Origin of the sequence: Streptomyces sp. NPDC048734 (assembly GCF_043198675.1) — a bacterium.
Lineage (GTDB): Bacteria > Actinomycetota > Actinomycetes > Streptomycetales > Streptomycetaceae > Streptomyces.
Genome location: NZ_JBICUZ010000001.1, coordinates 1,136,601 through 1,157,469, shown reverse-complemented (window position 1 = coordinate 1,157,469; position 20,869 = coordinate 1,136,601). Strand labels below are relative to the sequence as shown.

At 72.5% G+C, this 20,869-nt stretch carries 18 protein-coding genes and 1 pseudogene; 8 read left to right on the top strand and 11 right to left on the bottom strand.

The window, feature by feature from the left end:
- Nucleotides 1-53: 53 nt before the first annotated feature.
- From ACGFQC_RS05100 to ACGFQC_RS05085, 4 genes are all read right to left on the bottom strand, one after another.
- Nucleotides 54-2,078 carry a TerD family protein gene (locus ACGFQC_RS05100; RefSeq protein WP_363087339.1) on the bottom strand — a complete coding sequence of 675 codons (2,025 nt, stop codon included), beginning with the start codon at nucleotides 2,076-2,078 and terminating at the stop codon, nucleotides 54-56.
- A 54-nt stretch (nucleotides 2,079-2,132) separates the two neighbouring features.
- Complete coding sequence (locus tag ACGFQC_RS05095) at nucleotides 2,133-2,711, bottom strand: TerD family protein (protein ID WP_363087338.1); 579 nt, start codon at nucleotides 2,709-2,711, stop codon at nucleotides 2,133-2,135.
- 154 nt (nucleotides 2,712-2,865) lie between these two features.
- Complete coding sequence (gene uvrB / locus ACGFQC_RS05090; protein ID WP_363087337.1) at nucleotides 2,866-5,013, bottom strand: excinuclease ABC subunit UvrB; 2,148 nt, start codon at nucleotides 5,011-5,013, stop codon at nucleotides 2,866-2,868.
- Nucleotides 5,014-5,053: 40 nt separating this feature from the next.
- Nucleotides 5,054-5,911 (bottom strand): MHYT domain-containing protein, encoded by an 858-nt coding sequence (locus ACGFQC_RS05085; protein WP_363087336.1) that lies wholly within the window; start codon nucleotides 5,909-5,911, stop codon nucleotides 5,054-5,056.
- Nucleotides 5,912-6,186: 275 nt separating this feature from the next.
- Between ACGFQC_RS05085 and ACGFQC_RS05080 the strand changes: the two genes are divergently transcribed.
- Both ACGFQC_RS05080 and ACGFQC_RS05075 read left to right on the top strand, forming a co-directional pair.
- The gene (locus ACGFQC_RS05080) at nucleotides 6,187-7,056 is read left to right on the top strand and encodes a glycerophosphodiester phosphodiesterase family protein (RefSeq protein ID WP_363087335.1); all 870 of its coding nucleotides are present in this window, start codon (nucleotides 6,187-6,189) and stop codon (nucleotides 7,054-7,056) included.
- Between the two features lie 94 nt (nucleotides 7,057-7,150).
- The gene (locus tag ACGFQC_RS05075) at nucleotides 7,151-7,705 is read left to right on the top strand and encodes a methylated-DNA--[protein]-cysteine S-methyltransferase (protein ID WP_363087334.1); all 555 of its coding nucleotides are present in this window, start codon (nucleotides 7,151-7,153) and stop codon (nucleotides 7,703-7,705) included.
- A gap of 469 nt (nucleotides 7,706-8,174) precedes the next feature.
- Here the strand turns inward: ACGFQC_RS05075 and ACGFQC_RS05070 are convergent, their stop codons facing one another.
- Entirely contained in the window at nucleotides 8,175-8,603 is a 429-nt protein-coding gene (locus ACGFQC_RS05070) for a VOC family protein (protein WP_363087333.1), read from the bottom strand.
- Nucleotides 8,604-8,702: 99 nt separating this feature from the next.
- Here ACGFQC_RS05070 and ACGFQC_RS05065 point away from each other — a divergent pair, with 99 nt between their 5' ends.
- Together ACGFQC_RS05065 and ACGFQC_RS05060 are read left to right on the top strand one after the other, a co-directional pair.
- Entirely contained in the window at nucleotides 8,703-9,611 is a 909-nt protein-coding gene (locus ACGFQC_RS05065) for a pseudouridine-5'-phosphate glycosidase (protein WP_363087332.1), read from the top strand.
- Nucleotides 9,596-10,627, top strand: coding sequence for a carbohydrate kinase family protein (locus tag ACGFQC_RS05060; RefSeq protein ID WP_393287786.1), 1,032 nt, complete (start codon nucleotides 9,596-9,598; stop codon nucleotides 10,625-10,627). Before ACGFQC_RS05065 ends, ACGFQC_RS05060 begins: the two co-directional genes overlap by 16 nt.
- A 130-nt stretch (nucleotides 10,628-10,757) precedes the next feature.
- On the opposite strand, the pseudogene ACGFQC_RS05055 reads toward ACGFQC_RS05060, so the two are convergent.
- Nucleotides 10,758-11,552 (bottom strand): annotated as a pseudogene (locus ACGFQC_RS05055) (SAM-dependent methyltransferase); the annotation flags it as partial.
- Nucleotides 11,553-11,815: 263 nt separating this feature from the next.
- On the opposite strand from ACGFQC_RS05055, the gene ACGFQC_RS05050 reads away from it, so the two are divergent.
- Nucleotides 11,816-12,943 carry a magnesium and cobalt transport protein CorA gene (locus ACGFQC_RS05050; protein ID WP_363087331.1) on the top strand — a complete coding sequence of 376 codons (1,128 nt, stop codon included), beginning with the start codon at nucleotides 11,816-11,818 and terminating at the stop codon, nucleotides 12,941-12,943.
- Between the two features lie 24 nt (nucleotides 12,944-12,967).
- Here the strand turns inward: ACGFQC_RS05050 and ACGFQC_RS05045 are convergent, their stop codons facing one another.
- From ACGFQC_RS05045 to ACGFQC_RS05035, 3 genes are all read right to left on the bottom strand, one after another.
- Nucleotides 12,968-13,402, bottom strand: coding sequence for a CBS domain-containing protein (locus tag ACGFQC_RS05045; protein WP_363087330.1), 435 nt, complete (start codon nucleotides 13,400-13,402; stop codon nucleotides 12,968-12,970).
- A 206-nt stretch (nucleotides 13,403-13,608) separates the two neighbouring features.
- Nucleotides 13,609-14,061, bottom strand: coding sequence for a PPOX class F420-dependent oxidoreductase (locus ACGFQC_RS05040; RefSeq protein WP_363087329.1), 453 nt, complete (start codon nucleotides 14,059-14,061; stop codon nucleotides 13,609-13,611).
- A gap of 45 nt (nucleotides 14,062-14,106) precedes the next feature.
- Nucleotides 14,107-14,748: a uridine kinase gene (locus tag ACGFQC_RS05035; protein WP_363087328.1), complete on the bottom strand. Its 642-nt coding sequence runs from the start codon at nucleotides 14,746-14,748 to the stop codon at nucleotides 14,107-14,109.
- A gap of 214 nt (nucleotides 14,749-14,962) precedes the next feature.
- Between ACGFQC_RS05035 and ACGFQC_RS05030 the strand changes: the two genes are divergently transcribed.
- The gene (locus tag ACGFQC_RS05030; RefSeq protein ID WP_363087327.1) at nucleotides 14,963-15,670 is read left to right on the top strand and encodes a DUF2293 domain-containing protein; all 708 of its coding nucleotides are present in this window, start codon (nucleotides 14,963-14,965) and stop codon (nucleotides 15,668-15,670) included.
- 357 nt (nucleotides 15,671-16,027) lie between these two features.
- Nucleotides 16,028-17,539 carry a glutamate synthase subunit beta gene (locus tag ACGFQC_RS05025; protein ID WP_363087326.1) on the top strand — a complete coding sequence of 504 codons (1,512 nt, stop codon included), beginning with the start codon at nucleotides 16,028-16,030 and terminating at the stop codon, nucleotides 17,537-17,539.
- A gap of 74 nt (nucleotides 17,540-17,613) precedes the next feature.
- Here the strand turns inward: ACGFQC_RS05025 and ACGFQC_RS05020 are convergent, their stop codons facing one another.
- Nucleotides 17,614-18,084, bottom strand: coding sequence for a carboxymuconolactone decarboxylase family protein (locus ACGFQC_RS05020; protein ID WP_363087374.1), 471 nt, complete (start codon nucleotides 18,082-18,084; stop codon nucleotides 17,614-17,616).
- 170 nt (nucleotides 18,085-18,254) lie between these two features.
- Between ACGFQC_RS05020 and ACGFQC_RS05015 the strand changes: the two genes are divergently transcribed.
- Nucleotides 18,255-19,670 carry a PLP-dependent aminotransferase family protein gene (locus tag ACGFQC_RS05015; protein WP_363087325.1) on the top strand — a complete coding sequence of 472 codons (1,416 nt, stop codon included), beginning with the start codon at nucleotides 18,255-18,257 and terminating at the stop codon, nucleotides 19,668-19,670.
- A 315-nt stretch (nucleotides 19,671-19,985) separates the two neighbouring features.
- Here the strand turns inward: ACGFQC_RS05015 and ACGFQC_RS05010 are convergent, their stop codons facing one another.
- Nucleotides 19,986-20,798 (bottom strand): SAM-dependent methyltransferase, encoded by an 813-nt coding sequence (locus ACGFQC_RS05010; protein WP_363087324.1) that lies wholly within the window; start codon nucleotides 20,796-20,798, stop codon nucleotides 19,986-19,988.
- Nucleotides 20,799-20,869: the final 71 nt, after the last annotated feature.

The window sequence follows — 20,869 nt, the reverse complement described above, 5'->3', positions numbered from 1 at the left end:
AAATCTGCTGGTCAGGACCACTTTACGGTCGCTTGGCGAAGTGGTGGGAGCGATCAGCTCCGCCACGTCCGGCGGGCTGCGGTGACCTGTGTCAGGACCTGCTGGAGAACCTGGCTGCCGGGCGGCACGAGGGCCGGCTCATACGTCCAGGCGTGCCCCACCCAGGGATCGGCGAGGTGGTCGTCGGGCACCGGGGTCAGCCGCATCAGCCCGCGCCACAGCGGATCCAGCAACGGACCGTAACCGGCGGCGTCCTCGCGGTCGGCGACCATCATCAGGTGGACGCCGACGGACGGGCCCTCGTCCGCGAGGTAGCGGAGCTGGGTCACGGCACGGTCGTCGAAGCCGTGCGGGAAGTCGTTGACGACCAGGAGCTGCTGTGCGGTGTCGAACCCGGGCGGGAGCGAGTCGGCCGCACCGCCGCGCACCGCCATCTGCACCAGGTCGACGTGCTGCGTGAGTCGGGTGAGCACGTCCGTCACCCCGGCCGAGCCCACCGCGGGCGGCGCCGCCAGCACTCCGCTCCGCACCAGCGGTGCGAGCGCCGACGCGCCCGAACCGTCCGGGTCGACGACGTGCACCGTGAACTCGTCGGCCGGATGGACCGCCAGCAGCCGGGCCGTGTGCGCCACGGCCGAGTCCAGCGCGAGGCGGCGCAGCTCGTGGGAGTCGAGGAACGAGCCGTCGGGCGAGCCCGTCCGCCCGCTGTCGACCCACAGACCGCGCTCCAGCGGGAGGCGGATGAGCACGGGGATGTGCAGCAGGTCGCTCTCGGGGAGGTGGAGGTCGCCCAGGCGCAACGCCATGGGCATTTCCATCGGGACGCGATAGGCGTGCCAGACGGGGTTGTCCCAGCGCGCGAAGGCCGGCGGCAGCGCCGGCTCGACGACCTCGGCCTCGGCCACGAGCTGGGCGAGATCACGGTCCAGCACCTGCCGGGCCTGGTCGACGAGCTGGGCGTGCTTGGCGCGAGCGGTCTCGCGGGCGGCGTCGCCCTGGCCGCCGATCCGGCTGCGCGGGTCGGAGAGGACCTCGTCGAGTTCCTTTTCCCTGCGCGTGTCGGCGAAGTCGACGGCGCTGCGGTACGCGGCCGTGGCGCGGGCCAGGTCCTCGAACATGCCCCAGACCTGGTTGTACAGCCGCTCCTCCATGGACCAGCCGGTGGCGTCGCCGGCGACCGGCCGCGCGGGCCTGCCGGGCTCGGCCGGGGGCGCGGCGGGCGGGGGCGGCAGGGCGGTGTTCCGCCGCCGCGGGTGGCTGTAGTCGATGGAGCCGCCGGTGCCGGACGCCGCGGGGGTGCCCGGCTGGGTGGTGGCCGCAGGGTTCGCGGGTCCCGTCGGGTGTCCCGCCACGGCATCCGCTGCGCCCTGCGACGGCTGGGGACCCGGGTACGGGCCGGCGGGGCCCTGGGTGCTCTGCCCGCCGTACGGGGATCCGCCCTGGTCGGGGCCGAGGGCGGAGGCGGCCGCCTGTCGGGAGCGGTCGGCGTCGGCCGTACGCGGCGGTGGGGCCGGCACCGAGCGGGCCAGGCCCTGGGCCACGGCCTCGTTGATGCCGGACGCGAGCTGCTGGGCCTGCGCCAGGCCCTGGTCGGCGAGAAGGTCGGCGAGGCCGCCCGCGTACCCCTGGCCGACGGCCCGGACCTTCCAGGCGCCCTGCCGCCGGTACAGCTCCAGGGCGACGACGGCCGACTCGGGGCCGAGGCCGGTGAGGGTGAAGCGGGCCACTTCGGAACCGTCGAGGCCGGTGACGGCGACGAAGGGGGCGGCGAGGGCGCCGAAGGCGACCGGCCCGCCCACCCCGGTGGGCAGGGCGAGCAGAATGCCGACGCGGTGCACGCTCTCCGCGACGGCGTCCAGGTCCACCGCGAGGCGGTGGTCTGCGGCCGCCTGCCGGGAGACCTCGAGACCGGGCAGAGTGGGTGCGCCAGGGTGGGCGACCCACTCCACGCCGTGGATCCTGCCGCTCTCGTCGCAGAGCGTGGCCGCCGCAACGACCGGGGCGCCGGCCGAGACCCGGATCACCAGGCGGACTTCCAAGAGCGGGTGGTTCTGGCCCCGCACCAGCTCGGCCGTCATCGCCTGTGGTCCCCCTGCGTCGCGTGTCGTGTTGTCGTGTGCCGCCCGGCCCGGTTACAGCGCGGGCAGGATGGCCGGCATCAGGTCCTGGAAGGTGCGGCCGTTGGCCGGGGTGCCGAGGGCGGTCATGTTCCAGCCCGCGCCCACCCGGTGCACCTTGGCCATGATCTGGGCGGTGTAGGCGCCGCCGCCCGCGAGCGTGTAGCGCGCCAGCTCCTGGCCGTTGGTCTCGTCGACCAGGCGGCAGAACGCGTTCTGCACCTCCTGGAAGGTCTGGCCGGTGAAGGAGTTCACCGTGAAGACGATCTGGTCGATGTGGACCGGGACGCGGGAGAGGTCGACGAGGATCGCCTCGTCGTCGCCGCCCTGGCCGACGCCGCCGACGAGGTTGTCGCCGGTGTGCCGGACCGAGCCGTCGTCGCTCACCAGGTGGCGGAAGAAGACGACGTCGACCGGCTGCTTGTCCGCGAAGAGGACCGCGGAGGCATCGAGGTCGATCTCCCGGGTGCGGGAGCCGAACAGGCCGCGCCGGGGGGCAGCCTGCCAGCCGAGACCCATGCGCACCGCGGTCAGGCTGCCTCCGTCGCTCTTCTGCAGACTGATGGCCTGACCCTTGGTCATGTTGACGGTCACGCGCTGATTCCCCTCTCGGACTGTCCCCTGTTGCCGCGGTCCCCGCGGTTGACGAAAACCCTACGCAAGGGCACTGACAGTGCCGTACCCAGGACCGCACTTTGTGTCGTTCTTGCAACACAGCGCGTACGGCGGCCGGGCCCCGCGCGGTACGTCAGGCGATACCCGCCTCCTTCATCTGGCGCAGTTCCTTCTTCATCTCGGAGACCTCGTCGCGCAGCCGGGCCGCGACCTCGAACTGGAGATCCGCGGCGGCCGCCCGCATCCGAGCCGTCATCTCCTCGATCTGGTCGGCGAGTTCGGCGGCGGGGCGGTCGGTCGGGACCGTCTCCTTGACCTTGCCCTTCGCGGACCTGGTGGACTTCGCGCCCTTGGCCGCCTTGCCGCCGAGGGAGGGCACCGGCGCCTTGGTGCCGCCGCCGTCCTTCTTCGCGCGGTAGCCGGAGCCCAGCAGCTGCTCGGTGTCGACCTCCTCGCGCGCGATCTGCGCGACGATGTCGTTGATCTTCTTGCGCAGCGGCTGCGGGTCGATTCCGCGCGCCGTGTTGTAGGCGATCTGCTTCTCCCGGCGGCGGTTGGTCTCCTCGATGGCCCGCTCCATGCCCGGGGTGACCTTGTCGGCGTACATGTGGACCTGGCCGGAGACGTTGCGCGCGGCGCGGCCGATGGTCTGGATCAGCGAGGTGCCGGAGCGCAGGAAGCCCTCCTTGTCGGCGTCGAGGATGGCCACCAGGGACACCTCGGGCAGGTCGAGGCCCTCCCGCAGGAGGTTGATGCCGACCAGCACGTCGAACTCACCGGATCGCAGTTCGCGCAGCAGCTCGATGCGGCGCAGGGTGTCGACGTCGCTGTGCAGGTAGCGGACCTGGATGCCGAGTTCCAGGAAGTAGTCGGTGAGGTCCTCGGCCATCTTCTTGGTGAGGGTGGTGACCAGGACCCGCTCGTCCTTCTCGACGCGCGTGCGGATCTCGTGCACCAGGTCGTCGATCTGGCCCTCGGTGGGCTTGACGACGATCTCGGGGTCGATGAGGCCGGTGGGGCGGATGATCTGCTCGACGACGCCGTCCCCGCGCGAGAGTTCGTACTTGCCGGGCGTCGCCGACAGGTAGACGGTCTGCCCGATGCGCTCCTGGAACTCCTCCCACTTCAGCGGACGGTTGTCGAGGGCGGAGGGAAGCCGGAAGCCGTGGTCGACGAGGGTGCGCTTGCGGGAGGCGTCGCCCTCGTACATGGCGCCGATCTGCGGGACGGTGACATGGGACTCGTCGATGACGAGGAGGAAGTCGTCGGGGAAGTAGTCGAGCAGGGTGTTCGGCGGGGAGCCGGGCAGGCGCCCGTCGAAGTGCATCGAGTAGTTCTCCACGCCCGAGCAGCTGCCGATCTGGCGGAGCATCTCGATGTCGTACGTGGTGCGCATGCGCAGGCGCTGGGCCTCGAGGAGCTTGCCCTGCTTCTCGAGTTCGGCGAGGCGCTCACCCAGCTCCTTCTCGATGTCGTTGACGGCGCGCTCCAGGCGCTCCGGGCCGGCCACGTAGTGAGTGGCGGGGAAGACGTACAGCTGCTCGTCGTCGCTGATGATCTCGCCGGTGAGCGGGTGGAGGGTCGACAGGGCCTCGATCTCGTCGCCGAACATCTCGATGCGGACGGCCAGTTCCTCGTAGACCGGGAAGATCTCGATGGTGTCGCCGCGGACCCGGAAGGTGCCGCGGGTGAAGGCCGTGTCGTTGCGCGTGTACTGGATGTCGACGAAGCGGCGCAGCAGCTGGTCGCGGTCGATCTCGGCGCCGACCTTCAGCGGGACCATGCGGTCCACGTACTCCTGGGGGGTGCCGAGACCGTAGATGCAGGAGACCGAGGCGACCACGACGACGTCCCGGCGGGTGAGCAGCGAGTTGGTCGCGGAGTGGCGCAGCCGCTCGACCTCCTCGTTGATCGAGGAGTCCTTCTCGATGTAGGTGTCCGACTGCGGGACGTACGCCTCGGGCTGGTAGTAGTCGTAGTACGAGACGAAGTACTCCACCGCGTTGTTCGGCAGCAGCTCGCGGAACTCGTTGGCCAGCTGGGCGGCCAGCGTCTTGTTCGGCGCCATCACGAGCGTGGGGCGCTGGAGCTTCTCGATCATCCACGCGGTGGTCGCGGACTTGCCGGTGCCGGTCGCGCCCAGGAGGACGACGTCCTTCTCGCCGGCCTCGATGCGCTTGGCCAGTTCGGCGATGGCCGCCGGCTGGTCACCGCTGGGCTGGTAGGGGCTGACGACCTCGAAAGGCGCCACCGTGCGTTCGATGCTGGAAACGGGCCGCATGCCATCCACCGTACGACCCGCCACTGACAACGCGGTCCGATCAGCGGTTCTGCGGGGTCCGGCGCTCATGGGGGGCCGTCCTGCGGCGGGTGCGGAGCCGGGCCCCTGCGACGGGGTGCGGGTGGGCCGGGACGCCGGGCCTGTGCTCGGCGGGGCTCCGGTCAAGCCTGCCCGTCATCACGAGGGGGTCGAACAGCACCACCACACCGGCGAGGCAGAGGAAGGCGAGCGGGCCGATCAGCATCGGCGCGAGGAGACCGGCGGGCGAGTCGCCCGCGGACGGCGATCCCGCGGCGTGCAGACGGACGCTGAGGGCGGCCATGCCCGTGTAGTGCATGCCGGTCACGGCCAGGCCCATGACGAGGCTCGCGCCGACGCTCCACAGGAAGCCCCTGACCTGCCCGGCGGCCCACAGCGCGGCAGTGGCGGCGGCCATCGCGATGGCCACGGAGACACCCACGGTGAGGGTGTTGTACTCGAACTTGCCGTCGAACCGCATACCGGCCATGCCCAGGTAGTGCATCGAGGCGATCCCGAGGCCCGTGATGGTGCCTCCGGTGAACAGGGCGGTGCCGGCCGCGCCCCGGTAACCGACGATGAAGATCCCGACGCCCACCATGACGACGGCGACGCCGAGGCTGGCGTAGGTCATCGGCTTGTCGTAGTGGATCGGGGCGCCGACGACCGTGAAGCCCGTCATGGCGACGAAGTGCATGGTCCATATGCCGGAGCCGATCGCGGCCGCGCCGAGGGCGAGCCATCCGGGGCGCCAGGCGTGGGCGCCGCGCATGGCTCTGGTCGTGCAGCGCAGGCCGAGGGCACCGCCGAGACAGGCCATGAGGTAGGCCACCAGCGGTGTCACGAGTCCGTAGCTGAATCCGTCGGCCGTGCCGTGCATGCGCGGTTGCCCTTCCGCCCTTTTGCTGGAATGCCTGGAGCGCGCCGTGTACCCAGGACCGCGCGAGCGATCAGGGTTGACGCAGAGCAGTATGACTGCCACCGGAATGGTCGAACGATTTTCCGGCAAAGAAACACGGCCTTGCCGCAATGTGCGGCACCGGTGTGCGGTTCCGGCCGTCAACCTTCGTCCTTCGGCCTTCCCGCGCGCATCCGCCGCCGGCTCTCTGCTGTCAGAGTCGTGCCGTATGTGATCGGCCGATGCGAGGAGTACGCATGCACGCGCGCGCAGTCGCCGCGGCGACCACCGCACTGGTGGGTTTCGCCGCCCTCCTGCTCCCTGTTCACGACGCCCGGGCGGGGATCGTCTGGCGGCCCGTGGTGATCGCCCACAGGGGTGCTTCCGCCCAGGCTCCCGAGAACACGCTGGCAGCCGTCGACGCGGCCGCCGACCTGGGCGTCCGCTGGGTGGAGAACGACGTCCAGCGCACCGGGGACGGCGAGCTAGTGGTGATCCACGACGACAGCCTCGAGCGGACCACCGACGCCGAGGAGGTCTTTCCCGGGCGGGCCCCGTGGAAGGTGCGGGACTTCACCGCGGCCGAGGTCGCACGGCTCGACGCGGGCAGCTGGTTCGGCCCCGCGTACGCGGGAGCGCGCGTGCCGACGCTCCGGGAGTACGTCCGCCGTGTCGAGCGTCACGACCAGAAACTGCTGCTGGAGCTGAAGAACCCCGCGCTGTACCCGGGGATCGAACAGGACACCCTCAAGGTGCTCGCCGACGAGGGGTGGCTGGACCGGGAGCATCTCGACCGGCTGGTGGTGCAGAGCTTCGGCGCCGACAGTCTGCGGGCCGTCCACGACCTGGCGCCGTCGGTGACGACCGGTCTGCTGGGCAGGCCACCGGTGCGGGACCTGCCGGGCAGCGCGGCCTTCGCCGACCTGATCAATCCCTCGTACGTGTCTCTCTCCGCGGAGTACGTCTCCGCCGTGCACGCGGTCGAGGGACCGCACGGCAGCCCGCTGAGGATCTTCGTCTGGACCGTGGACGACGCCGCGGCGGCCCGGACCGTGGCCGGGTACGGCGTCGACGGCATCATCACCGACAAGCCGGACGTGGTGGCGCGGGCCCTTTACGGGGACTGACCCCGCGACGTACGGGACTGACCCCGCGACCGGTCGGGCGCCGTGCCCGCCGTCGGGTCGCGGCGTTGTCGGTGGCAGGTCGTACGGTGGGCGCATGGACAGCCACGGGCAGTACGAGCAGCAGGTCGTGTGGACCGTCGTCGACACCGGCATCGGTCCGCTGCTGCTGGCCGCGACCCGCGAGGGCCTGGTCAATGTCGTGTTCCACGCCGATGAGCCGGTGCGCGAGAAGGCGCTGCGCCGCCTCACGGACCGGCTGGGTGCGGAGCCGGTCGAGTCGCCCGGATCGCCGCTGCTGTCCGAGGCGATACGCCAGGTCGACGCCTACTTCGCCGGGGAGCGGCGCGCCTTCGAGCTCCCCCTGGACTGGTCGCTGATCTCCGGCTTCAACCGGCAGGTCCTGCGCGAGCTGGCCTCCGGCGTCCCGTACGGCGCGGTCGTCGGCTACGGCGATCTGGCCAGGCGCGTGGGCCAGCCCGGCGCGGCGCAGGCGGTGGGGACGGCGATGGGTGCCAATCCGCTGCCGGTCGTGGTGCCCTGCCACCGGGTGGTGGAGAGCGACGGCGGGATCGGCGGTTTCGGCGGCGGCCTGGAGGCCAAGCGCAGGCTGCTCGCCCTGGAGGGGGTTCTGCCCGAGCCGCTGTTCTGAGCGGCCGAGCGAAGGTCGGGACAGGCGCGGACCGGGTGGGACGGCTGGTCCGTGGCAGGGTCGGCGACGGGAGTGCCGGCGTGCGGACTGTTACCGGCGGGGGCGGCGGACGACAGCCGGTCGCGGACCGCCGCCGGGCTCTTCGTGCGGGGCCTCGGCCGGTCGGCAGGGACGGTGTCGGGTCTGCCCTGCTCACGGACGCCGTGCCGCAGCCCGCGTGGGCCGCCACGCCTGGCCCGCCTGTCCGACCTCACGATGAACACCTCGGCGGGCGCCGAAGGGCGGGTGATCGTCGGGCGGGGGTGGTCACACAGGCGGGCCAGGCGTGGCCGAACGACGCCGCGGCATGTCCGCCTCCGCCCCCGGCGGCGGTCCTCTTCACACGGGGCAGGGACGCGACAGGGGTGGGCGACGGTGTCCGGGCGGGGCGGCGTGGGTGGAACGGCGTGGGCGGGTACCGGCGCCCGCGTCAGTCGTAGTGCCGGATCTCGACGATGTTGCCGTCCGGGTCGCGGAAGTAGAGGCTGCGCGTGGCCGCGCCCCGGGCGCCGAACGAGCCGTGCGAGACGTCCGAGACGGGGACTGCGTGCTCGGCCAGGCGGGTGCGGAGGGCGTCGAAGGCGCTGCGGGACAGGGCGAGGCAGATGTGGTTCACGGGGTGTCCGGCGCTGTCGGCCGCCCCGGGGAGCATCGTCATGCCCTTCACCATGGTCAGCGGCATCAGGTCGAGAAGGCTGCCGTCGTCGACCCGGACGGAGGGGAAGGGCTCCTCACCCGCGGCGAACGCGGCGAGCCGGACGGGGGTCAGGCCGACGACGTTCTCGTAGAAGTCGGTCGCGGCAAGCGGGTCGCGCACCCATAGGACGACGTGGTCGAGGCGAGGCGAGTTGTCGGTCATGCCTTCCAGGCTGGTGTCGTCCCCCACAGGCCGCAAGGGTTTGGCCGGGCGCGCCGCCCGCCAGAGATGAGAGAGGACCGACGGACAGGAGGCGGGCACGTGGTGCTGGTGGTGTCGGAAGAGGTGCGGGAGGCGGTCGACGCGCGTCGCCCCGTGGTGGCGCTGGAGTCCACGATCATCGCCCACGGGCTGCCACGTCCGCGCAACCTTCAGGTGGCACGGGAGCTGGAGGCGTTGGTGCGCGCGGAGGGCGCAGTACCGGCGACGATCGCCGTGCTGGACGGGCGGCCCCGTGTCGGACTCGACGAGGAGCAGTTGGAGCGGGTCGCCAACGAGGACGGCATCCGCAAGCTGGGCCACCGCGACCTGCCGCTCGCGGTCGCCTCGGGGGCGAGTGGGGCGACCACGGTGTCGGCGACCGCGCTGCTCGCGGCGCTGGCAGGGGTGCGGGTGTTCGCGACGGGCGGACTCGGTGGGGTGCACCGGGGGTGGACGGTCACCCAGGACGAGTCGGCCGATCTGGGCCTGCTGGCGCGTACCCGGATCACGGTGGTGTGCGCGGGGGTGAAGTCGATCCTGGACGTGCCGGCGACGCTCCAGCGGCTGGAGACGCTGGGGGTCGCCGTCGCCGGGTACGGCACCGACCGCTTTCCCGGCTTCTACCTGTCCGACTCGGGGCATCCGGTGGACTGGACGCTGGAGAGTCCCGGTCAGGTGGCGGAGGTGATGCGGGCTCAGGTCGCACTCGACCTACCGGAGTCGGCGCTGATCATCGCGAACCCGGTTCCGGAGGAGGAGCAGTTGGATCCCGCGCTGCACGCGCGTGTGCTCGCGGAGGCGCTGGAGGCGTGTGCGGCGGAGGGTGTGACGGGTCAGGCCGTCACCCCGTTCCTGCTCGACCACCTGGTCCGTCACACCGACGGCGCCTCTCTGAGCGCCAACCTGGCCGCGGTGCGCGGCAACGTACGGCTGGCGGGACGGATCGCCTCGGCGTGGGCCGGGGCGTGACCGGCGGTCCGGGGCCGAGTTCCGGCGGGGCGGATCGCGGCTCCGACGGCCCGGGGCCGGAGGCCGCTCCCGCGCGCGGCCGGCGAGGGGGCGGGGCGCTGCTGGTGGTCGGGGATGTGGTCACGGACGTCGTCGCGCGCCACCGGGGGCCGCTGGCCTCGGGAACGGACACGGCCGCGGTGGTCCGGACCCTGCCGGGCGGCGCGGGCGCCAACGTGGCGTGCTGGGCGGCGCACTGGGGCTGTGCGGACGTACGGCTGCTCGGCCGGGTGGGTGCGGAGGCGGCGGCCTGGCACGAACGTGAGCTGGTCGCGTGCGGGGTACGGCCCTTGCTCGTCGTCGATCCCGAGGTACCGACGGGGACGGTGGTCTGCCTGGTCGACACCGGGGCCGCGGCCGAGCGGACGTTCCTCACCGACAGCGGTGCCTCCCTGCGGCTCGAACCGGACGACTGGTCGGACGCGCTGCTCGACGGGGTCGCCCGACTGCACCTGTCGGGCTACCTGCTGTTCTCCGCGTCGGGGCGGGCGCTGGTGCGGACGGCGCTGGCGTCGGCACGCGCGCGTGGAGTGCCGGTGAGCCTGGATCCGGCGTCGGTGGGATTCCTGGCGGAGCTGGGCGCCGACCGGTTCCTGGCCCTGGTGCGGGGCGTGGACGTGCTGCTGCCCAGCCGGGACGAGGCCTGTCTGCTGACCGGATCGGCCGACGGGGCGGACGCTGCCGCCGAACTCAGCCGACGCGTGCCGCTGGTGGTGGCCAAGCAGGGGGCGGACGGAGCCGTGGTGGCGCAGGGCGGCGCCGTCGTCGCCCGTGTTCGCGCCGTCCCGGCGACACCGCGCGACACGACGGGCGCGGGCGACGCCTTCACCGGTGCGTTCCTCACCGCCCTGCTCGGGGGCGCGGAGCCCGCGAGGGCCGCGGTCGAGGGGTGCGGGGCGGGCGCGCTGGCGGTGGAGCGGGTGGGCGGCAGACCGGGACGGTCCACCGGGGCGGTGGAGTCGGCCGGCGCTCGGTGAGGGCGTGGAGCCGCCGCATGCGACGAGGAACGGGCCTCGGCGACGCCGTTGACGTCGGGCACGTCAGTCGCACGGCGAGTCCCGGCGGGCCGCTGTCGGCGACGGTGACCGCACCTGCCGTCGGCGGCCACCCCTTCCTCCCCCAGGCCGAGACCATCGAGGCCGTCGCGAGGTCCATGCCGACTGAGGCGACGTCGGCGAGGTGGCGGTCGGTGTCCTCGTCGGTCACGAGGCCGGCGCGGATCTGGCGAACCGCGGCGGATTCCAGCGCGGCGCAGGCGGGGGGGGTGAGGGGGGAAGAAGGTGTCGGCCTCGACGCCGCACAGTCCTGCCTCGCGCAGCAGGCGGGGGGCCTGCGGCCGTACGGGAGGTCTGCACCGCGGTCGGTCAGGAGCTTGCGGAAGCGGTGGGGCAGGCGGTTCGCCGACCGCTGTTCGGGACCGTGCTCGTCCGGGCGGGGCAGCGGCTGGAGGGCCGGGTCCGTGTCCTCCAGGAGGATCCGTCCACCCGGCGGCCACAGGACCTTGACCATGGAGCGCAGGACTTGTTCCCGCTGCGGTACGTGGGTGAGTACGAGCCGGGCGTGGACCGGGCCGAAGCCCTCCCCCGGCGGCTGCTCCGTTCCGACATCGTGCACCCGCGCCTCGACCGGTGGGCGGACGGCCGGAGCAAGTCGTGAGACATCGGTGCCGGTGCCGGTGACCTTGCCCGTGGGACCGGCCTTCCTGGTCGGCCGGGACACCACCGAGGTGCCGCCCGCGCCGACCTCCCAGCAGCACCGGCCCGGTGCTCACGCCCAGGCCCACGCCCAGCCCCTCGATGTGCTGGAACGTCGTCGGGTCGAGGGGGTGGCGAGGGCGTCGAAGCGCTTTCCCTCCTCGGTCCGCCGGTTGTCGGGGAGGTACCGGTGGTCGGCTCGCGTCACGCCGCGATCATCCCGGTCGTTCCGGTTGGCCGAAGCGGGCGACGCGACCGGGACGACCGGGACACGGGAGCCGGAGGCAGCCCTGACAAGGCGCGGAAGGGGATGGGGAGCCGTCTCCGGGGCAGACCCATTTCAGGTTGTCCACAGACGGGAACCAAGCGGAACGTCCCCTTTCCACAGGCTTGCCCAGGGTCTGCGCGGGCCTGGCAGACTGGCGCGTCACGGCGTGAGATCACGCGGGGGGATCCGAGAAGGAGGTCGGGATGACCATGGCGGGGAATCTGCGGAAGGTCACTGGCCTGGGCGGGGTGGGCGGCCTGCGCAGGGTGGCGCGCCTGGCCCGGCGGCGGACGCGGGTCGATCTGAGCCATCCCGCGCGGTCGCCGCTGGGTTCCTCGGTGGTGAACTGCGTGGCCTACCGCGAGGGCGCGCGCGTCCCGGCCGGCGGTGACCTGGTCGACACCGTGGAGCGGGTGCGCAAGAGCGGGCACGGATTCGTCTGGCTCGGCCTCCACGAGCCGACGAACGCGGAGTTCGCGGGCGTCGCCGATCTCTTCGACCTCCATCCGCTGGCGGTCGAGGATGCGATCGAAGCCCATCAGCGCCCGAAGGTGGAACGGTACGGCGAGACGCTGTTCGCGGTGTTCAAGACGGTCTGCTATGTCGAGCACGAGCAGCTCACGGCGACGAGCGAGGTGGTCGACACCGGCGAGATCATGGTGTTCGTCGGCCAGGACTTCGTCGTCACCGTGCGCCACGGGCGGCACGGCTCGCTGGGCCCGCTGCGCGAGGGGCTGGAGTGCGATCCCGGCCAGCTCTCCAAGGGACCGTCAGCGGTGCTGCACGCGGTCGCGGACCATGTGGTCGACGAATACCTCAACGTCATCGACGCCGCGCAGATGGACATCGACCAGGTCGAGACGGACGTCTTCGCGGAGAACGGGGCACGGGCCGACCCCGGGCGCATCTACCAGCTCAAGCGGGAACTGCTGGAGCTGAAGCGGGCGGTGGTGCCGCTGAGCCGACCGCTCCAGGACCTGGCGGCCCGGCCGATGCGGGTGGTCGACCCCGAGATACAGGCCTACTTCCGGGACGTCTCCGACCATCTGCTGCGCGCCACGGAACAGATCGCGGCCTTCGACGAACTGCTCAACTCGATCCTCCAGGCGCACCTCGCCCAGGTCACCGTCGCGCAGAACGAGGACATGCGGAAGATCACCGCCTGGGCCGCGATCGTCGCGGTACCGACCATGATCTGCGGGGTCTACGGCATGAACTTCGACCGCATGCCGGAGCTGCACTGGAAGTACGGCTACGGCATGGCCCTCGGACTGATAACCGCCGTCTGTCTGGCGTTGTACCGCGGCTTCCGCCGCAACGGCTGGCTCTGAGGGAGCGGCTCAGGGCGGCCGGAGTCAGGAGGGAGCGGTGCCGGTCCTGGCGTAGACGCTCTCGGCCCAGGACGCCATCTGATCGTCGGTCAGGTGCCGGGCGAGATCGGCCTCACTGATCATGCCCACCAGACGCTTGTTCTCGATCACCGGCAGCCGCTTGATCTGGTGCCCCTGCATCTCCTGGAGCACCTCACTGACATCGGCGTCGGCATCGACCCAGCGCGGGGTCCCCTTGGCCATCTGCCCGGCGGTGACCTTGGCGGGGTCGTGCCCCATGGCCACACAGCCGACGACGATGTCACGGTCGGTGAGGATGCCGCAGAGCCGCTCGTTCTCGTCGCTGATGGGGAGGGCTCCGACGTTGAGGTCGCGCATCAGCTGGGCGGCGCGGTCTAGGGTCTCGTGGGCGGGGATCCACTGGGCGCCTCGGTGCATGATCTGTCCGGCGGTGGTCATGGTGTACCTCCCGGTGCGGGACGGCCGGCGCGACGCGGTGCGCGCCACTGTCCCGGTGCCCTGCACTCTCGTGTCCCGGCGTCCCATTCTCTCCGGGCCGGTCACCTACCGCATGTCCGGCGGGAGGCAGCGGGCGACGGGCGACGGGCAGCGAACAGCGGACCGGACGGGGGAGCCAGGCGGGAGACGGGGGCGTCAGCAGCGATTCAAGTCGAAAAGCCGACCACCTTCCACAGGACGACACGGATGATCAGGCGCACCTCGTCGTCCTTCTCGTCCGGCGGGTCGATGCCGAGGTATTTGTGCGACAGCTCGTGCGGCGGGCGCTTGTGGTCATCGGGGAGGATCTCGGCGGTGCCACGGATCTCCACGGACGTGCAGGGATCGGCGAGGTCGAACTCCGAGAGGCTGATGCGGGAATCACGGCGGAGATTGCGCACCTTCTGCCGACCGCCGCTGGAGGAGAACTGGACGGTGTGGCCCTCTCGTTTGATCCAGACCACCGAGTTCCGGGGAGCCCTGTCGGGGCCGAGGGTGGCCACGGGCGCGAAGTTCTTGCCGTCGAGGAGGGTGCGGACCGAGGCGTCGAGGGTGACGGGCGTACGGGCGTACGGGCGTACGGGAGGGGATCGCCATGACGGCAGCCCAGTTGCATGCATGCACATTTAAAGGTGGTCGGCAGCGGGTCAGCGGTCGTCCGCGGGTCACCCGCTCCACGCCGGGTGTCGCGGGTCGTCCGCGCGGACCAGGACGTCCGCCGCGGCCGCCGGGCCCGTCTCCTGGTCGTAGCGCTCGAAGGCGGGCAGCGTCCACCGGTCGGCCTCGGCGGTACGGCGGCGCAGGGCGGGCGGGGAGAGGAGGACGTGGACGGTCAGGTCGAAGGGGAACCAGTGGCGCAGCAGGAAAGGTCCGTGCAGCAACAGGATTCCGCCCTGCGGGAGTTGGAAGTAGGGGCTGCGGGTGGCGCGGTCGGTGACCGGGTCCCACAGGTCGGGCAGGATCCGCCCGCCGCCGCCGGGTTCGAGGGGACCGAACACCTCACGCCACAGGGCGCCGGTGTCGAACCAGCCGTCGTAGTAGGCCTCGACATCGTGGTGGCCGTACTCCAGGCGGACGGAGGCCGGTCGCAGGAAGCCCTGGGTGCCGATGACGCGGGAGGGGCGTCCGCGTATCCGCAGCGCCTCGGCGACGCGTTCGGCGACGTCTCCCGGTCGGGCCGCCGGGGCGCCGTCGAAGGCGATGCGCGGCCAGGGGCTGCCGTCCTCCGGCTTCAGGTCGAGCAGGCGGTCGGCGAGGAGGTCACCGAGGCGTTCCCACGTGATCGCTTCGAGTCGCACACCGCCCATGATGCGACAGATGCCGATCCGGGACGACCATGCCGCCGCACGGCCCGGCCCCGCGGAGGGGAGGCGTGGCGGAGGCGGTCCGGTCACGTTCGAGGCGGCGGCGCCCTACCGCGCCCGGGCGTCCGTCTACACGCCGCACGGGACGAGCGGGGCGCGTTCCGACGCGGCGCGCCGATCGGGTGGGGGCGGGCTCGGAAGGGGGAATGCAGCAGGTATGCGGGTTCCCTCAACTCCCCCGCCCGGCAACGGGCTTGCCGCGGTCCAGCCGTCGCGTCGGCGGCACTGTGCCGGATGCCGGCGGGGACCGCTGCCGCTGCTCGTCGTCGAGGACGGCGCGCCGCACTGCCTCGGCTGCGCGGACCTGGGGCACCTCGTCTTCCTGCCGCGCGGCGATACGGCGCTCACGCGCAGGGCGCGGCAGGAGAGCACACTCTGCGTGGTCGTCGTGCGGTTCAACCGCCGCAGGGGCCGCTACGAGCGGCAGGGCGTCCTCGTCGAGGAGGCGGGGTTGGCGCGGGCGGAGGCGCGATGCCTGGCGGACGCCGAGGCGCGCGGGCGGCGCCGGGTGCGGGACGCCCGTCGGCGGGCGGCGCAGGACGCGCGGTTCGCGGAGGCGTTCGCGGAGGAGATCCTGCGGCTTTTCCCCCGCTGCCCACGGGACCGGGCCCGCACGATCGCCGCGCACGCGTCGGAACGGGGCAGCGGGCGGGTGGGACGCAGTGCCGCGGGACGGCTGTTGTCCGAGGGCGCGGTCGTGTCGGCGGTCGTGGCGTCCGTACGGCATCTGGACACCCCGTACGACGAATTGCTGAGGAGCGGGGTGCCGCGACGGGAGGCGCGGCAGCGGATCACGGCGGGCGTGGCGGCGGTGCTGCGGGAGTGGGGGTGGGAGTGGGAGGAGGTCGGTGCCGCCGGTCGCTGAGGCGTGCGACACCGAACACGTCGGCACCCGAACACACCGGTCTCCGAGCTGGTCAGTAGCCGAGCAGGCCGGTCTCCGAGACCGGGCTGGTGGCGGGGGCCTGCTTCGGGTTCTCGACCTTCGTGAGGAGAGGACCGGACACGCCGCCGCGCTCGCCCACGTGCCGGCACCGACCTGACGGCCGGGCCCGCTTGCGACAAACGACGACCTGACGGCAGGTCCCGCTCCCGGCAGGCCCCGCTCCCGGCAGGCGCTGCCCGGCGCCCTGCGCTGGGCGCTAAGCGGACGTATCGTGGCCGAAAGAGTGCCGCCCGATGACGTACGGCCCCGTCGCAAGCGCACGCGAGGAAGACGGCCATGGCCGATCCCAAGGGATTCCTGACCACACCCCGCCAGGAGTGGCCGCGCCGGCCTGTCGGAGAGCGGGTCCGCGACTGGGACGAGGTGTACGTCCCCGGAGCACTGCTCCCCCTCATCAGCGCACAGGCCGACCGCTGCATGGACTGCGGCGTCCCGTTCTGCCACGAAGCCTGCCCGCTCGGCAATCTGATCCCCGAGTGGAACGACCTGGTCTCCCGCGAGGACTGGCGGGCGGCGAGCGACCGGCTGCACGCGACGAACAACTTCCCCGAGTTCACCGGGCGGTTGTGTCCCGCTCCGTGCGAGGCGGGTTGCGTGCTCGCCATCAACCAGCCCGCCGTCACCATCAAGAACGTCGAGGCCGCCATCGCGGACCGGGCCTGGGCGGACGGGCTCACCCCGCCCAGGCCACCGGACCGGCTGTCCGGGCGGACGGTGGCGGTGATCGGCTCCGGGCCGACCGGGCTGGCCGCCGCCCAGCAGCTGACGCGGGCCGGGCACACAGTCGCCGTCTACGAGAAGGACGACCGCATCGGTGGGCTGATGCGGTACGGCATCCCCGAGTTCAAGATGGAGAAGCGGCAGCTGGACCGCCGGATCGAGCAGATGCGGGCGGAGGGCACGAAGTTCCGTACGTCGACCACGGTCGGGCGGGATGTCATGGCCGACGATCTGCGGACGCGTTACGACGCCGTGGTGATCGCCACCGGAGCGACCGAGTGGCGGGAAATGCACGTGCCGGGAAGGGAGTTGACCGGCATCCAGCAGGCGATGGAGTATCTTCCGCTGGCGAACCGGGTGTGCGAGGGCGACCTGGAGCGGTCCCCCATGTCCGCCGCCGGCAAGCACGTCGTCATCGTCGGCGGCGGTGACACGGGCGCCGACTGTCTGGGCACGGCGATCCGGGAGGGTGCCGCGTCCGTGACGCAGCTGGACATCTACGCCCAGCCGGGTGCGGAGCGCGACGAGGACACCGATCCCTGGCCGACGTACCCGAAGATCTACCGGCTGTCCGCCGCGCACGAGGAGGCGCGCGACCTCGGCGTCGCGCCAGCGGCGGACGCGGACGCGCGCCTGTTCGCGGCGTCCACGCTCCGCTTCACCGGCGACGAGAGCGGGCACGTCCGGGCGCTGCACCTCGTCGAGGTCGATGCGAAGCGGCGGCCGGTGGAGGGCACCGCGCGGGCGCTCCCCGCCGACCTCGTCCTGCTCGCCCTCGGTTTCTCCGGTCCCGACCGGGACGACGGACTCACCGAACAGCTGGGGCTGGCGCTGGAGCCGCGCGGCACGATCGCGCGGGACGTGGGTTTCGCGACGAACGTGCCCGGCGTGTTCGCCGCCGGGGACGCGGCCCGCGGGCAGTCGCTGATCGTGTGGGCGATCGCGGAGGGCCGGGCGGTCGCCGCGGCCGTCGACCGCCGTCTGACGGGAAGCTCACGGCTGCCGGCACCGATCGGGCCGTACGACCGGCCGATGAGCGTGCCGGAGACGCGCACGAACGGCCGATGAGCGTGCGGGAACCAGCGGCCGGTGAGATGCGCGGCCGGTGGCCGTGCGGTGCCGCCGGACCGCGGACGGTCGCTTCAGCGCTCGTCGGTGCCCGCCACCTTGGCGGTGGCCAGGGCGACCCGGTTCCAGGTGTTGATCGTGCAGATGAGGGCCAGCACCTGGGCGAGTTCCGTGTCGTCGAAACAGGCCGCGGCCTGTGCGTAGACGTCGTCCGGGACTCCTCCCTCGGCCACCAGCGTGACCGCTTCGGTCAGGGCCAGGGCGGCCTGTTCCTTCTCGGTGTAGAAGTGCCGGGCCTCCCGCCAGACGGCGACCAGGTGCAGCCGGTCCTCGCTCTCGCCGGCCCTGCGCGCGTCGTTCGTGTGCATGTGCAGGCAGTACGCGCAGTGGTTGAGGTGGGAGGCGCGGATCTGGATCAGTTCGACGAGGGCGGGATCGAGTCCCTCGCGGGCGGCGGCGTCGAAGCCGACGAGTGCGCGGAACGTCTTGCGGGCGGACTTCGCGAAGTCCAGCCGGTTCGTGCCGATCGTGTCCGCCGCGCTCATCGCGTCCGCCGCGTCCGCCGTACTCGCTGTGCTCGCCGCGTCCGCCGTACTCGCTGTGCTCGCCGCGTCCGCCGCCCTCGCCGCGTCCGCCGTACTCGCCGCGTTCATCGCGTTCGTCGTCATGCAGATCAATCTATGAGCCGGAAAGACCCTCTGTAGGGTGCATTTCCATGGAGGAATCATGGGTCAATTCCGCTGAGCGGATCGGTGCCGACCTGCATCTGGAGCTGTCCGGTCCGGGCGGACGGCGGGCCGCGCTGATCCGGGCACTGCGCGAGGCCGTGCGCGGCGGACGGCTCGCTCCGGGCACCCGGTTGCCGCCCTACCGTTCCCTCGCCGCCGATCTCGGGGTCGCACGCAACACGGTGGCCGACGCCTACGCCGAACTGGTGGCGGAGGGCTGGCTGACGGCTCGGCAGGGGTCCGGTACGCGGGTCGCCGATCGTACGGAGCCCTTGCGACACGCCGCGCGCGGGCCCGTTGAACCACCTCCACGCGCGCGTGGTCCGCGGCACGACCTGCGCCAGGGCACCCCGGACGCGTCGGCGTTCCCGCGTGCGGCCTGGCTGGCGTCCTACCGGCGGGCGCTCCAGCAGGCGCCCAACGAGGTGTTCGGGCCGGGTGACCCCGCCGGGCGTCGCGAGTTGCGCGAGGCGCTCACCGAGTACCTGGCACGCGCGCGCGGCGTGCGCACCGAGCCCGACCGCATCGTGATCTGCTCCGGCTTCGCGCACGCGCTGCGGCTGCTGTTCGGCCAGGGCGGGGGCGGGGCGCTGCGCGGCCCGCTGGCGGTCGAGGCGTACGGGCTGCGGTTCCACCGGGAGTTGCTGGCCGCGGCGGGCGTACGGACGGTGCCGCTCCCGCTCGACGAGGACGGGGCGCGCGTCGACCTGCTGGGGCGCGAGCGTGGTGTGCTGCTCACGCCCGCCCACCAGTTCCCGACCGGTGGCCCGCTGCACGCGAGCCGCCGGGCCGCCGTGATCGACTGGGCACGCGCGCGGGGCACCGTGGTTCTGGAGGACGACTACGACGGCGAGTTCCGCTACGACCGCAAGCCCGTCGGCGCGCTCCAGGGCCTGGACCCCGAGCGCGTGATCCACCTCGGCTCGGTCAGCAAGAGCCTGTCACCGGCCCTGCGGCTGGGCTGGATGGTGCTGCCGCAGCGGTACGTCGGCGACGTCCTCGCGGCCAAGGGCGACCGGGAGGCCTGGGCGAGCGTGCCGGACCAGTCGGGTCTGGCCGACCTCATCGTCTCCGGGGCCTACGACCGCCACGTGCGGCGTATGCGACAGCGGTACCGGAGTCGCCGGGACCGTCTGGTGGCGGCGCTCGCCGAGCACGCGCCGCGGGTCGGCGTCACCGGGGTCGCGGCCGGACTGCACGCGGTGCTGCGGCTGCCACCGGGCACCGAGCGGGCCGCGGTCGAGGCGGCCGTCCGGCGGGGCATCGCGCTGGACGGCCTGGCCGACTTCCGCCACCCGGAGACGGACATGGCGGCGCACGACGGACTGGTCGTGGGATACGCCACGCCCTCCGAGCACGCCTACGGGGCGGCGCTGGACGCACTGCTCGGCGCGCTGCCCTGAGCCGCCGCTCCCCAGGCCGCGCCCTCTCGTACCCCGCCCGCCACGTCTCCCGCGTCCCGCCTCCCAGGAGGTGCCGGACGCCACGTCCCGCGCCCGGACGCCACGTCCCGCGCCCGGACGCCACCTCCTCCCCGGGGCGGAGGGACGGAGTCCCACCGCCGGAGGCTCGGCGCCGGCGGACGGGGCGACGGACTTCGTCCCGAGGAACTGGCCCCGGACGCCGACCGCCACCCCACGTCGTCGGCCCCGGACCTGGACCCGGACGACGACCGCCACCCCACGGAATCCCGTCATGACGCCCGGCACGCCGGACGCCTACGGCTTGCGTGCCACCGCGCCGTAGCCGGGAATGACGCCGTCGTCCTGACCCGGAACCGGCTCGCCGAGTTCGGGGTGCCACTCGGGCACCACCGCGACACCCGGTTCGACCAGTTCCAGTCCGTCGAAGAAGCGGCCGAACTCGTCGCGCGAGCGCAGTGCCAGCGTGACGCCGGCCGCCTTCAGCTTCGCCGTGGCCGCCGCGGACTCCTCAGGGGTGAAGTCGGCGGTGGCGTGGGTCATCATCAGGTAGCTGCCCGAGGGGACTTCGGCGAGCAGCCGGTCGACCAGCTCGTGAGCCCCGTCCTCGTCGGAGACGAAGTGCAGCAGGGCGATGAGCGACAGCGCCACGGGCCGCTCGAAGTCCAGGATCTTCCTGGCGCCCTCGATGATGGTGGCCGGGTCCCGGACGTCCGCCTGGAGGTACTCGGTGACGCCGTCGGGAGTGCTGCGCAGCAGGGCGGCCGCGTGGGCCAGGACGATCGGGTCGTTGTCGCAGTAGACGACGGCGGCGTCGGGCGCGACCTGCTGGGCGACCTGGTGGAGGTTGGGCTCGGTCGGGATGCCCGTGCCGATGTCCAGGAACTGCCGGACGCCGTGGCCGGCGAGCCAGCGCGTGGCGCGGTGCATGAACGCCCGGTTGACCCGGGCCATCACCGGGACGCGGGGATCGAGGGCCAGCATCTGCCGGCCCATCTCCTCGTCCACGGGGTAGTTGTCCTTGCCGCCGAGGTACCAGTCGTACATCCGCGCGGGGTGCGGCTTGCTGGTGTCGATCTCGACGGCGCCGGCGGGGTCCTGCCCGGTCATGAGGAACTCCATAAGCATGTGACACGAATAAAGATCAAGTCAGTACCAAGATAAGGAAGTTGAACAAAGGG